This is a genomic window from Pseudomonas sp. 1176_21 (assembly GCF_052850635.1).
This window is the reverse complement of the sequence record NZ_VXCV01000001.1, coordinates 410,085-424,583: the sequence shown is the minus strand read 5'-3', so window position 1 is coordinate 424,583 and position 14,499 is coordinate 410,085. Positions and strand designations below refer to the sequence as shown.

The window sequence follows — 14,499 nt, the reverse complement described above, 5'->3', positions numbered from 1 at the left end:
TTCGTGGTTGATAGCCGGACAAGACTAAAAGCGAAGTCCGTTATTAATGCTCATTACCTCGTTGATGTCGCTCCTCATTCGGACACCGATAGCATTTATTTTCACGGATGGGCCAGAAGCTCCGCTAGCTGCTCAGGCCGGGGGGCCTGTTTCTCGAACTCAAGTCGGCCACGGATAGAGTCACCATCAAATCGGTAGATGCCCCTGTAATTCAGCATTCCACCCCACCCATTGCCATGACGCCTTCCACCATGGGCACTTTTTTCACCAGTAACAACCCACACGATTTCCAACCCTTCTGCGTCCAAAAATGCCCGCATCACATCGCGATCTACAACAGCCGCACTGAACCCGGGCTCGTCAACGGACGGATCTTTAAAAAGAATTCTGCTATCTGCTGTTGCATATGCAAGGGACCGTCCTTCCGCCAGACGCAGATTAAGTCCACGCATAAGCGCTGGAGCGGGAACCGTAAGATTGAAGCTTTCCTCAATCGAATAGTCATGGCCTGATCGCTCGACACGCCAGTCTGCTACCGTCGCTTGCGTGTGAATTGCTTCGTCTGAATCCATCTCGAAACTTCCATCGATGGTCTCGAATGCCGGATGCCAAGGATACTCGCCAAGGTAGCCATTCAGGGGCATATCGAATGCCGGAAAATGATCCCGATTATCTGCTGATTGGGTTAGAAACACCGTTAAACGCTCAACATCATCGCGTGCTACCAATATCGATTTAACTTTGTGCCAAGTCATCCGATGAATCACGCGTTCGCCATCAACCATAGCCAGATGATTACGGCCAACATTTGTGTCGAGTACGAGCCAGCGTCGGCCAGTCGGGTCGATGACATCAATCTGCTGCACTGGATCAGGCACGTCTCGCGATTGATCCTCCATCCACGCGACTCGCGATTCGGGCGGATCGTCGCGCCAGCGCGAAAAATGAGGGGACCACCAAGTCGGACCTTGACGATCCGAGTCGCGCTGTTTAGTACGAGTCACAAGGATAGTCGGATCCATCTCGCGTGAGCCGACTTGCCAAGGCCCGCGAAAGAGCTCGGGATCTTCTTGATAGTTACCACCTACGAGCGAGGTGTCAGAAAGACGTCCGGTCATTTCATGGTAGGCGATCCATTGATATTTTTTACCGATGCGCTCGACTCGGTGCTCATTACGGTCATGGCCCGCCATCTCGCGGTCGAATTCGGCGAAGCGTTCTGGAGTCCATCCAAGCTCATGCGCGCGCCAAGCGACCCAATGGCGCGACCTATCACCAGCATATGTTGGATGCCCGGCTACGGCTCGCTCGTCCCACATTCGGCCGCGCACAAAGCCGGCAGCACGAATACGAAACGCCTCTATCTCTCCCTCGTCCAAAAGACGCTCGAACTCGCTGATAGTCGCGTCTCGCTTTTTTTCGGACGCACGCCGCGCCTCCATCAGTTTTTTGGCTTCGTCGTGAGCTTGACGAAGAAAAAGCGAGAGCCCCGTAGGCATCGAATTGGTGCGAGCTGCGATTTCAAGTACCTGCTCAAACGCCGTGGTACGCGCCGGATGGGGTTTGATCGCTTCCAAGTACCAGGCGTCGTAAATCTCACGCATGGAACGACCATACTCCGAGCGTGGAAGTAACAGGAAGTCGCCGGCAAGATTATCGATTTTGTAGCGTGCAAAATCACCATCCTCGACTGCGGAACTGCAAATTTCATCACGCAATAAACTGCCGCCATAGTTCTGAACATACTTGCCAAGAGTTTCTTCGGTCACCTTCTCGAGTACCCTCCCTCCTGGATAAGGAGGCCGAGCGCAATCTAGCGATATGTCCGCAGGCAAAACGCCGCGACTGGCAGCAAGCTCAACGATCCCACGCGCGTGGTCGCGAACGAGCGCGTGGGTTGGTAGCTGGTCGCCAGTAAACACCGCCTCGAAGGCAACTCGCGCGAGCTCGGCAAGTCCCTCATCGCTGGAATTTCGCGTTGCTGCACCATATGCAGCAGCAAGCACGCGGTCGAAAACATAAGCGTCGTCAACATTGGAGAATTTCTCGATCATCTGGGCGGCGAGTTCACGGCGATTTACTAATAGTGTCGCAAGCGCTTTGGTCGCCATATCACGGATCCAACGATGGCTGAGACTAGTGAGCCATGCGAGCGTGATGGCGACTAGTCGAGCGCGCGGCAGCTCGATTGGCTCTAGTCCGTTGGCTAGCACCCACTCGATCAATGTTTCAATCGCGCCGTCGCCGTCGCCATCCACGGCGATGTGCGTCACGCGAGTCGACCATTCAATGTCGCGCTCGTACATCGGTAACGGTTGCAGCCAACGGTCAAGATAGTCGGCATTAAAGAGATTGTCAGGTTCAGTGGCGATCGCAAGCAGCGTCTCAAGAACTGCGTCACCTCCGATTACGTCAGCGCATTCATCAACCAGTTGGAGGGTCCGTTTGGTGAAGGCGTCCTGTCGACGCCACAGCAGACTGAGCTGAAAGGCATGAGCAAGATCCCAGCGGGCAAACTTGCCGTCGACAACGTCAATGAGTTCAACGCCGTAACGCTCTGGCAGTTGTACAGCCAATGCCTCGGCGATGCCTGCGAACCTGGAGGAGCCTCGACCCACCACATAAGATGCGAGTGGCCCCCCAGTGATGAAAGCTGCCGCAGGATCGCCGTCACCTACATGCGTATTGAGTAGCCTCTGGGCTATACGATGGTCACTTAACCGCTCGAAGGTAAAGCGAACCATCTCGTTGATCTCTTCTCCGTCGCGGACTGGCTCAACCGCGATCACACCTTCGCTTTCGAGCTGGAAGAAAAGGCTTTGTTCAGCGAGACCGTTTGAGTTGTGCAAACATTCGATGATTGAATTCGCGGCGTCAATTGAGAGATAGCCGGTACCCGCAACCACCATCTCTTCCGTGAGCGCCGTGAGGACCGCCTCTACACGCTTTAGCCTTGGCGCCAAGCCCATCCGCAAATTGAGCGTCTCGACCACCGCGTTGAAATAAAAATTGAAGACCTTCGACACGCCAGCCAGTCCACGCGGAAGTTCGCTTTCATTACGACGTTCAAGCATGTCACAGCAAGTTCGCAGGAACAGCGGATTTTCGAACTCTGGCGCGAAATGCGGGGCTGCCATTCGAACGATGCCACGCTGGTCGAGGTAGCGACGCGCGGCTTCAGCCGCCCTTCCTGCGAAACCTGGGTGTTCCAAGCGGGGTAACGTGGTCGTATCGAGGTCGCGCACGATATAAGGGATGAAGGTGGAGCGACAGGAGACGAGAACCGCTATATGCTCAAAGCGGTCGGCAACAGCGAGGAACGCGACAAGACGCTCGGACCAAACCGCTACACCATTACGCTCGTTGATCGCATCAACCATCACTAATGCGCGGGTGCCAGCTGCTTCGGCAGCGGAGTCAAACGCACCGAGAATTGCATCCGGAGGAGCATTTGTCAGCCCCAACTGCTCGGCGATCTGTCGCCAAGGTTCCGCATCACTGAACGCTCCACCAAGCATTAGGACGGCGGGAAAGCCCTGCGCAACATGATGCTCGGCGACATCAGCCAGCAAGTGTGACTTACCAACGCCCGCCTCTCCGCTCAGCAGCAGGCGGTGTGAATTAGCGAAGTTGGTCGAGGGGGCATTGATTTCCTCGACAACGCGATCGATCACTTCGCGCAAATGTTCGGCAAAATGAAGACCGTCGCGACCACTGTCCTGAGCCGCTCCGGGTTGCCGACGTAGCTCCCAGATTCCGCTGCGACAGCGGTTGAGCGCCGCAGTTGCAATCGCCAATAAAGCGCTCCATTCCCCGAATGGAATGAGATTCGCTGGGCCAAGTGGTACGCCGCGAATTGCTGAAGATATCGCAGCCATTTGGTCGCCGAGCGCAGTGAAATCTATATCACATGTTCCCCCCAGCGCCGCGCCGATGCTGCGTAGCGAACGATGTCTCGCCTCGTCGAGATCATCAGCCCAACCAATGATCTTGCACGCGAAATCGGGATCTCGTGCGAATGCGACTAACGCCTGACGAATAGGCAGTTCGATATTAAGTTCTGGCGTGTAGCGGCGACCGAGAGCGGCACGGCTGATCGCAAACCGGTCTTTAAACCATTCGCACCCAAAATGAGGGAGATCGAACCAATAGGTACGACGCCCCACATACAGTGGATCATTCCGTGAGAGTCGTTCTGTGAGCTGAAAGCCGCCCCAGAGTTGGATTTCAACTATACGAGGCGCGATGGAAGCTTGACGCGCAATCACCCAGTCATCCCAGCGATCGCGCTCAGACTTGCGGCCTTCAACACGGCCGTCAGACAAGTCGAAAGGTATGCATACGATGAAGGTGGCGAGTGCCGGGTGCTTGGCTACGGCGTTTTCAAAGGAGTCTTTGAGCTGCCCCGCTTCGCCGCTACCAAGCTCGAAGAAATACTTGGCCTGCCATCCAGTTTCAGAGCCATTGGGCTCGACTCGATAACATTCAAGTCCTGCGTCGGCACCCGCACCCTTGCGGTGGAACGGTACGCCCCCCTGAGACTCGAGCGCGGCAAATTGGCAGACGAGCTCCTCGAAACCCGCGTGCTGGCTGCCGTGATGTGTGCGGATGGCTCGGAAATCAATCATTGGTGTTGCCATCGGCGGTCCTCAAGTCAGTTACAGAACTCTGCTAAGCCGCGATAGTTAAGCATATTTAAAACCTGTAGCAATGATCTCCGAAAGCGCACTCGATACCGACATCATCAACACCTTTTCAGTTGGGATCGTAATACGGAGGGTGTGTCTATCCGAGCTCGAATCACGCTTGCAACTTTTGTAATTGTATGAGCGGCTCGCCAACCTACCCTTCAATGGCAAACCGTAGTTCCTCAAGATAAGGGCTCATATGTTCCCTCACTAGCGCCCGGGTGTAAGCGACATAGGCTTCATCAGGCGATAGCAACTTCACCAGATCTTCAAGATCAGTCCCCGGATCGCGCCCTTCCTTCATGGCGGCGAATGTATGACGAATAGCTGACATGACTACTCGACGATGACGAGCGCGCATTTGAAGTAGTTCAGCCCTGGCCAAGCCAAGATATCGGATGCTCGCGACCCCTTTCGGGCTGAGCTGACCGGCGATGATGGCGGGTTCTATCCTACCGTCATCAAGGAACACCAAGTGCTCCGCTGGATCATCGACGCAAGGATTTAACAGCAACGGTTCCTCATTCCTTAACCCCCGGGGTCCCGTCGCCCGCTGAGACTCGTCGACTAGCGGGAAGTAGTTGGCCTTGCCGATTACTCGCTTGCGGTTGTCATAGTCAGGTTGGGTTCTCGGCCGATTACAATCGGCGCAAGAGATCAGCAAATTGGGCCATTTTGCAGCCAACCAGTAGTAGCCGTCCTTTTTTATCGGATCGCCCCCTGGGACAGCCGACTCCACAATCACGGCTCCTTTGGGACGGAAATGCTCGATATCACCCGACTGAGTGCCGGCAAGGATTGACTCGCAAAATGCGCACTTGCGACCAAAAAGCTTATCCAACTTGTCCCGGACGCTCTTGGTGGAATATGCGGCAAACTTCAGCTTCTCGTTCGCGATTTTGGCGATTCGATTCCTTCGCCGTTCTTTGACCCCCGCAGCAGCAAAACCCTTTGGCGCACTATCCTTGGGCCGATCGACCTTGATCATAGTGGAGTTACCTCATCTGGCGATGTCTTGGGCGACATCTCCTGCATGACAAACCTCAGTCGAGCAACAGTTGCCTTCGAGAGCTTCTCGGCGCTCACATTCTGCAGCGCTGGTAGTTCTTCGGTGCCTGAGGAATCAAGTAGCTGTAGAGCCAGCCGTTCGCGCTTGGTAGTCCCCAGATATCGTTCATCGGTCAATTCCTGGACGAGCTCCTTGAGTCTCGACTCATCCTCTTCGGTACGATTCGGTGTTCCCAGCAGTGTTTCGTATTCTTTGATGTCCGCTTCCATTTGCGGATCTGCAGTACTGCGTAGCCCAAAGTGCTCCGAGGACAGCAACTGCTCTACCCGAAGCTTTGAAACCGGGGGTAGGTCTTCCAGGGCATAGATATGACCGAGCCTGTCTCGCTTCAGTACCGCCACTTCCCCCTCGTAAAGGCCCCGAAGGCACAACGGATCGTGGGTGCTATAAATGAACTGAGTGCGTGGAAATGCACTTCGCAGAGCGGACAAGCATTGCAAGCGCCAGGCCGGGTGGAAGTGATTGCCCAGCTCATCAATCAGGACGACTCCTTCTGTTGATTCTATGTCTGAGCCAAACCGATACAGTACTTGCATGATATCCACCGCCATGCCTAGCATCGACTGGTAGCCATCGCTCAGATGACTGATTCGACGCCCTAGTGCACCACCTACCTCCAGTGAAAGGTCGCCCACTCCAGCCCCTTGGATTACCTTCACAAGATGGTCATCAGGCATCAGACTGGCGAGCACTCGGTTGACTTCATCCAACTGCTCGTGAGCAAGCTCCGCCAACCACTCCTCCGGGGCAGTCAGTGGCAAAAACGGGTCAAAAAGGTTATCGACTTTTGCGTGGTTTAACCCCGCCTTTGGCTTATGGCGCCCTCGTGGAAGTAATCTCGTTGCGCCGTAAGCCAATACAAGTGACCTAGAATGCTCAGTGTTGAAGCTCAGAGGCTTGGATCGTCGAAACGTTACGACCGTGTCTTCGTCCGCACCAACCACCGACACCCTAACCTCGCCCTCGTAGGCGTCAGCAGTTAGTAGCTTGGCGCTGGTCATTTTTAGACGTTTCGCGTAGGCCTTCCCCGACAACGCCAAGGCCAAGGCCCGTAACACAGTGCTCTTACCCACCCCGTTTTCACCAAGCAGAGCAAAACAAGGCGCTTGCTCCGACAGCGACTGGCTGAGGTCGAGATCCAAGTGGTGGATGGGGCCATAATTTTTGATCTGGATTCGAGTGATGTATTGAGAGATGGCTTTATAGCTTTCGACTCCGATACCCAATTCAGTATCGATGGAAATCTGTGCCGTACCAGGCATAAAACGGCTGGGTCCAGCATCGACCGGATCCCTGGTAAGCGGTCTATCCCCGGCGCGTAGCAACTGTCGCCAAACAGCACAGTGAGCAGAGTGGCCCTCGGCTCGTGCGACCCGCTCCTCATTACTAGCGCTCTCGAATAGTTTTGCCTGTTCCGATCGTGCGAGCACCAACTGCCGACGGTTCAGGTCAAAGAGTTTGATGTTATCCCAGCCGCGAGCCGTGTGCGCCTCTACGGAGCCGTCCGACATGAATATCAAATGCTCATCGGGATCGTCCCTACAGGGGTCAAGGAGCACTGGACTCTCAAACTCGACGATTTCGATGTATGGAGCGCCGCTTTTTGCGAGGGAGTTGTAAAGAGGAAAACGATCAGCCTTGTAGCGATTGCACGTAGAACAAGCCCAATAGAGATTGCGCCAGTCAAGCTGCAGATGCCAATAATTCTGATCGAAGGATTCAGACGCAGACCGGGAAGATTTAGGCCTAAATCGCTCTATAACACCAGCAGAAGTACGATCCGCGTATATCTCACAGTAGCAGCAACGATGTTGGAAAACTTCACTTAGAAGATCGCGAAGCGACCTCAGATGGTTATAAATTTTGCTCGGATAACCGGCGCGAGTTGTAACTAAGCTCTTGGCCAGGATGATGCTGGCCGAGTGCTCAGGCGGGAAATCAGATAGATAGGGGGTGAGGTAATCTGGGCACGCTGGCCGGTGGATCGGGGTCATCCTTGTCTCCTTGGCTTGCAATTACGCATACGGAACAATGTGCTGGCACAAACCTGGGGCTCTCGCCATTGCGTGAGTTGGGCAGTGGCCGAAGCAGTCAGAGTTTTGCATGAGTGTCAAAGGGCGTCTTGTGCACCGTGGACGCATGCATCGCCAAGCCACCTACCACCCCTAGCGACGCATCTCCATGGTGTATCTCACTACCTGGAAAGTGACGTTTGACAGCCTCTGCGATATAGGGCGCTCGCGACATGCCGCCGGTAAGCAACACAATCGGAGTTCGGCCAGCGGTCGCCCCCCTCACCTGACTGAGCAACTCGTTGAAGGAGCGCATGTACCTTTCATATCCAAACTCCAGATCAGATGTCCCCGCCTTGGCTCGAAGCCCCTTCTGCACGTAATCGAGAGAAACGTCTGCTTCAGCTTCTGAACTGAGAGCGACCTTGAGCCTTTCTACGTCACGATTCATCCTGACAGTGACCCCATACCGCTGCAGCGCAAGCAAACGCTTCTTGTAAGGAGCTTTGATCGAATCAACGTCTACTTTTCGAAAGGCCGCTTGCCGGTTCTGGTCGCTGACCATGGCAGCGTCGACGTAAAACGGTGCGAGCAGGCGACAGTCATTTTTTCCAAATAGTGGCATTACCGCGCGAAGAGAAAGTCCAAGGTCCACATCGGTGCCGCCCTTAGCTAACCCCCAACTGGCGTCCAGCTTCGGCGCCCCCTCCTGACCACCGACATGCCCAACGGCGATATCAGTGGTACCACCTCCTACATCCACGACTACCGCAAACTGGGACTCTGGGAAATCCATGTGATAGGTTATTGCGGCTGCTGCGGGCTCTGCCAGGAAATCCACTGATTTGAATCCCGCACGATGTGCTGCTTCGCGCAGTAGCTCCACTGCCTGGTCACTTCCCTCTGGCCCCATGGAGCTTCTAAATACAACAGGCCTGCCAATAGTGGCTTCAGTGACATCGACACTCAATTGCTCAGTCGCCGCACGCCGGACGTGCTTTAGGACATTCGAGACGATTTTCACAATCGCTTCGCGCTGTGGAGCAGCTAACCTGAAACCAAGCATGGATTTCGGAGATTGGATGAGTCGGCCTTCCTCGTACCAAAAGAATTCCTCAATCGCGTCTTCGCCAAAAACTGCTGATTCGTCGACGTTAATCGAGCTAGCCCTACCCGCCTCCCTCTGCTCATGGGCCCAATGGCGTCGAGCTGCGGAAATGGTCGCTCTCCGAATTTCCGCAGCCAAAGGCGATACAGGCTTCCTCAGCTCCGAGGTAGCCAAGGAAATTCGAGCCTGTGCCTCCTCTTGAGTAATGTCGCCATTCTTCGCTAGCGATCGATAGTGGAACCGAATTTTGCTGGTTGCCTCGTCGTATTCTCCGAGAGCCTTCGTATACGCCGCCGTCGAAGCACTAAGGTTGTCGCGGACCTGCTGCTCATAGGCGTCTGGCTGGAAAAGGGTCCAGTCAATAGACTTCTCCGGTATGAATACCGCAGTTCGAAACTGGCTGTCGCCGCCGAAGGAAATATGTCGAAGCTCACCGTCTATGTAGGCAGCTGCTGCGGTGTAGCTCGTTCCAAAATCAATCCCTATGCGCATGCTCATCCTAGACATTCAAAGCGGAGGTCGCAGAACCCACCTCCCAACGTTACTGGGGTGTAGGCAATATGCTATCACTTTCAGTCAGGTTGTGATCGGGGGTTCACAATTAGGAGTCTCAACTGATCCATGCGCGGCCTTATACTGTGCCAGAATGCCGGACGCCCTCCGCTTTCCACCGAGGTGGCGCTGAAGCCCCAGGCATGACTGCTGCCGCACAGCTACGGACGAAGTAACTGCCGTAATCGAACCAGCAACGCCGCCTGAAGGCCGGGAAGCAGATACGCAAAGAGCCACTGACAGTCCGCCATGGAGGTACACTGGAGTCCAGTGGGCGCCACCTCGTTCGACAGCTGTTAGAAATCGCCATCCTCGATCACGCATCCTGCTGGGGGTATAGGGGTATTTCTGGGGGAGTACATTTCCGTTTCTGCAAACCAGAAATACCGCCCTATAGCCCTGTCCAAATGTTCGTTATCCAGGTGCATCGTGCTGGTCCATCTCCCCCAACTCGCCATGGATACCATCCAAGAGCGAGAACACGCTGTCCATGACCTCCCCAAGGTGCCGCACGTTGACGTGACGTATGTCTGGCAGGCTGACTTCACCTTCTTCGTGGTTGGATAGCGAAACGCGAACGACTGGGGATCAACGTCATCCAACTAATGAATGAAAGCCTCCATGGCTGGAACCTTATCACGAGGGGTCAGCTCGTTCAGTAGCGCCCGCAGCTCTGATCACAGAGGAATCAGACGCAGTCGTGATCTGCCTTGGCTGACTTGTCGCCAGGCGCCTGGCCAGCGGCAGGACCAGTTTCAACTGCTCAAAAAGCATATTTAGCTGGTTCAGGCACAACACGCCCACGCGGAAATATCTTGAAACTCTTTAGGCGCGACATCTCTGAGCATAAATTCCCACATTCTTCGTAAGAGTATGGCACCGTCTGTAATTTAAATGGAACCGCCATAGCTCAAGGAGAACCTGATGCGAATCCATCAAGTGGAGATCAAGAATTTTCGCCTTCTTGCCGACGTTAACTTGGCGCTTGAAGCGCAAACGACTGTCATTGTGGGGCGTAACAACAGTGGCAAAACTTCGCTATCCGAAGTCATGCGTCGGCTGCTAGCTGACGGTAACGCACGTTTTCGTCTAGAGGACTTCTCCAGTGCCAGCTACGACGGATTCCGCAAAGCCTATCAAGCGCATGCTGAAGGCGCAGATGATGCAGCAGTACGTGCGCTACTACCTGTCATAGAGCTACGCATCAAGATCAAATATGACCCAGACAAACCGCAGCTGGGACCACTCGCGCCGTTTGTAATTGACCTTGATCCCGATTGCCATGAGGCTTTGCTCGTCCTGCGCTACGAGCTAAATGACGGAGTGCTGGATGTCTTCTTCGCTGATCTAACCATTGATCCTGAAGACAGCGAATCGACAGCTGTGTTCTTCCGAGCATTGCGAGAACGCATCCCAAACATGTTCAGCACAAAGCTGTTCGCCGAGGATCCCAACGATCCGGAAAATTGTAGGCAACTGCCACCAGCAGCGCTGGCGGGCTTGGTCAAGACGGGGTTCATCAACGCGCAGAGGGGATTGGACGATGTGACCTCTCGGGAATCAGATGTCCTTGCCAAGACACTGGAGAGCCTGTTCGCCACCGCGTCTTCTGCCTCGGCAGAACCCGCTGACAAAATGATCGCAGATGCCCTGAAGGAAACCGTTAACGATATCCAAAAACAGGTCGATGGTAGTTTTAGCGAACAGCTGAAGGCGCTGGTACCGGCGTTACAAATCTTTGGCTACCCTGGACTGGGCCAACAGGAACTTCATACAGAAACCATCCTGGACATCCAGAAGCTGCTATCGAATTTCACCAAGGTGCGCTATCCAGGCCACAGCGGCATCACGCTCCCTGAGGCCTACAACGGGCTGGGCGCACGAAACTTGATCTTCATCCTCCTGCAGCTAGCCAGCTTCTACAAAGCCTTCCGGGCAGAGGCAAAACAGCCTGGGATACACCTCATCTTCATTGAGGAGCCGGAAGCGCATCTGCATCCACAGATGCAAGAGGTCTTTATTCGGCAGTTGGACAAGATCGCCACAGAGTTGGTTGCAGGCTCAGCCGACAAGATGCCTTGGCCAGTCCAGTTCGTTGTATCTACGCATTCATCGCACATTGCGAATGCAGCTGGATTCGAGAGTATTCGCTATTTCCTCGGCCGCGCGGCACACGGCGGGCCAGCGGGTGTCCGGCAAACCAAAATTAAAGACTTACGCAAGGGGCTCAAGTCAACCCCGCCAGAAGACAAACAGTTCCTGCACCAATACATGACCTTAACGCGGTGCGATCTGTTCTTTGCGGACAAAGCTGTGCTTGTCGAAGGCCTTAGCGAGCGCCTTCTGCTACCGGAAATCATCAAAAAACTGGAAGCAACTGATAGTGCGACACCAAAACTATCCAGCCAGTACATGACGGTCATGGAAGTGGGTGGCGCCTATGCTCATCTGTTCTTCGAGCTCCTGGACTTCCTTGAGTTGCGCACATTAATCATTACCGATCTTGACGCAGTGGAGAAGCCTGGCGGCGAGGCTTGTACAGTTCATCAAGGCAAGCATTCGAGTAACGAATGTCTTAAAGCTTGGTTCAAGGGAGATCAGCCAGTCACATTGGCAGCCTTGACGGCTATGACGGACTCACAGCGAATCCTGAAGGGAAATCGCATTGCCTACCAATGCCCAGAGAATGATGAGGGGCCCTGCGGCAGAACATTCGAGGATGCCTTCATTCTTGCAAATCCGACGCTGTTTGGTTTGACGGCTACCACGAGTGACACACTGGAACTTGAAGCTCGCGCAATTGCTAGCAAGCAGAAAAAGTCCGAATTCGCCCTCAAGTACGCCATTACCGAGACTACCTGGACTGCTCCTAAGTACATGCTTGACGGCATACGATGGCTGGCCGATAACGACAGCCCGCTCAATCTGCCAACGAAAGGAGCAGCCTCAATCGGAGCTGCGTTAGCGGCATCGGGAGAGCCGGAAAATGCCTAAGCAATCACCGGCTGAGCACGCCAGCCAAGTAGCGTTGGAGCAGATGTTCGATTGTATCAACACCGGGCAGAGCTTCCTTTTGGAGGCTGGCGCTGGTGCAGGCAAGACCTACTCGCTGATTGAAGCACTCAGATACCTGCTCAAGCGGGACCAGGCCACACTGCTGAGACAGAACCAGCAGATCGCCTGCATAACCTTCACCAACGTAGCCAAGGATGAGATTGCCGCGCGGACTGATCGTAATCCCGCGATCTTTTGCGAGACAAGCCACGCCTTCTGCTGGTCATTGATCAGCGGTTTCCAGAAGCCTCTGCGTGCGCTGGTAGAGCAACTGCCAAAGTGGCAGGAACTTCTGGCTGAGAAAGGTGAGTGCATTGGAAGTCGAAGCATCGAGTACAATCTTGGGCATCGATCCCTTCGAGATAGCCGAGCGCTGTTGCATCACGATGACGTGCTCCCTCTCACTATCGCGCTAATGGGCCATGCAAAATTCCGCAGCATAGTCAGGGATCGCTTCCCCATCATTCTGATAGACGAGTATCAGGACACCGACAAAGATTGGATTGAGGCCATCAAGGCTCTTTTTCTTGGCCAACCAGAGTCACCTTTGTTCGGGTTCTTTGGCGACCACTGGCAGAAAATCTATGACGGTGGCTGCGGCAGGCTTACTCACTCCTCGGTGACAGAGATTGGAAAAGGGGCAAATTTCCGCTCCGTCAAACCTGTGGTGGACTGTCTCAACCGCATGCGACCAGGCCTAAACCAGTGTGTGACAAATCCCGATGCACCAGGGCAAGTTCGCGTCTTTCTGACCAACACGTGGACGGGGACGAGACAGGCAGGCGCTCACTGGGGAGGGGATCTCCCAACGGAAGTTGGTAAGGTCGCCTTGAATAGCGTCAAGCAGCAGCTAGAGGCAGACGGCTGGAATCAGCAGGATACGAAGATACTGATGCTGACGCATCGCCTGCTCGCTGCAGAACAGGGCTACTCAAATCTTGCTGCTAACTTCACGTTCAATGAAGCTTTCACCAAGAAGGAGCACCCTCACATCGCCTATTTTGTGGACGCGCTGGAGCCTGCCTGCAATGCGTTCGCCAACCACCGGTATGGTTTGATGTTTGAGGCATTGGGCGGCAGAACTCCGCTTCTGCAGAGACATCAGGACAAAGCGGCTTGGGACACCGCCATGAACCAATTGGAAAAACTCCGAAACGAAGGCACTGTGGGAGAGGTCATCAAACACCTACAGAGTACACGCCGTCCTCGACTCCCGGATGCCATCGAAAAGCTTGAGCACGAGCTTGAAACCTTCGATAGCGCAGAAGAAGACATACCACGAAGGCTGACAGAGCTAATGGGACTTCATGGGACTCCTTATTCCGAGGTACAGGCGCTCTGCCGATACTTGGACGGTCATTCACCTTTCGAAACGAAGCACGGCGTCAAAGGTGCTCAATTCGAAAATGTGCTTGTCGTTGTAGGTAGAGGTTGGAGCAAGTACAACTTCGGGGAAATGCTTGAGAATGCGAGCCGTCCAACTGTGCCCGCGAACAGGCAAGAGAAATTTGAGCGGAATCGCAATCTATTCTACGTGGCCTGCTCCAGGCCCCAGATCCGATTGGCGTTGTTGTTCACTCAAGAGATATCTGCCCCCGCAAGCGCAACTCTACGGAACTGGTTCGGCGCTGATTCAATCACGGAGGTGCAGTTCTAGCCTCCCAGACCCGACCCCGAAATTCAGTTGCTACGGCAACCGGATCGATCACTGAAGTAAGGCCCTGATACAGACATGCTCACGTCATTCCCGAGAACAGAATACGTGAGTATGTTCAAACAGCTATTAACGTTGATTGCCACGTGTGGGATCTACCTTCTGGTGCTGAGTCAGCACGCCAACGCACTCCCCATTGACCATAATCGAACGTACCCAGTTACCTGCCGCAGTTGCAACTGCTCGATCGTCACCAAAAATCACGTCAACTTGGCATGGCACCATTTGCCATTGCCCCAGCACGAACCAGCCGCGAGTCGGGAAGCTAGTTGGTCGAATGTGTTGGCCAGCTCGAAGGCCGG

6 protein-coding genes are annotated in these 14,499 nt (G+C 54.4%); 2 read left to right on the top strand and 4 right to left on the bottom strand.

Translation table 11 applies throughout. The features are described from left to right. Nucleotides 1-101: 101 nt before the first annotated feature. The 4 genes from FW760_RS02180 to FW760_RS02165 all read right to left on the bottom strand — a co-directional run bounded on the left by FW760_RS02180 (nucleotide 102) and on the right by FW760_RS02165 (nucleotide 9,369). A complete protein-coding gene (locus tag FW760_RS02180) occupies nucleotides 102-4,640 on the bottom strand; it encodes an ATP-binding protein (protein ID WP_147303871.1) in 4,539 nt (1,512 codons plus the stop codon). Nucleotides 4,641-4,842: 202 nt separating this feature from the next. Continuing rightward, nucleotides 4,843-5,676 (bottom strand): hypothetical protein, encoded by an 834-nt coding sequence (locus FW760_RS02175; RefSeq protein WP_069552390.1) that lies wholly within the window; start codon nucleotides 5,674-5,676, stop codon nucleotides 4,843-4,845. After that, nucleotides 5,673-7,751: an AAA family ATPase gene (locus FW760_RS02170; RefSeq protein WP_116053787.1), complete on the bottom strand. Its 2,079-nt coding sequence runs from the start codon at nucleotides 7,749-7,751 to the stop codon at nucleotides 5,673-5,675. The genes FW760_RS02175 and FW760_RS02170 overlap by 4 nt, the downstream gene beginning before the upstream one ends. A gap of 97 nt (nucleotides 7,752-7,848) precedes the next feature. Further along, nucleotides 7,849-9,369: an Hsp70 family protein gene (locus FW760_RS02165; protein WP_147303870.1), complete on the bottom strand. Its 1,521-nt coding sequence runs from the start codon at nucleotides 9,367-9,369 to the stop codon at nucleotides 7,849-7,851. 984 nt (nucleotides 9,370-10,353) lie between these two features. On the opposite strand from FW760_RS02165, the gene FW760_RS02160 reads away from it, so the two are divergent. Together FW760_RS02160 and FW760_RS02155 are read left to right on the top strand one after the other, a co-directional pair. Continuing rightward, on the top strand, nucleotides 10,354-12,423 hold the full coding sequence (locus tag FW760_RS02160) for an ATP-dependent endonuclease (protein WP_116053781.1): 2,070 nt from the start codon (nucleotides 10,354-10,356) through the stop codon (nucleotides 12,421-12,423). Continuing rightward, on the top strand, nucleotides 12,416-14,140 hold the full coding sequence (locus FW760_RS02155) for a UvrD-helicase domain-containing protein (RefSeq protein ID WP_116053779.1): 1,725 nt from the start codon (nucleotides 12,416-12,418) through the stop codon (nucleotides 14,138-14,140). The genes FW760_RS02160 and FW760_RS02155 overlap by 8 nt, the downstream gene beginning before the upstream one ends. Nucleotides 14,141-14,499 lie beyond the last annotated feature (359 nt).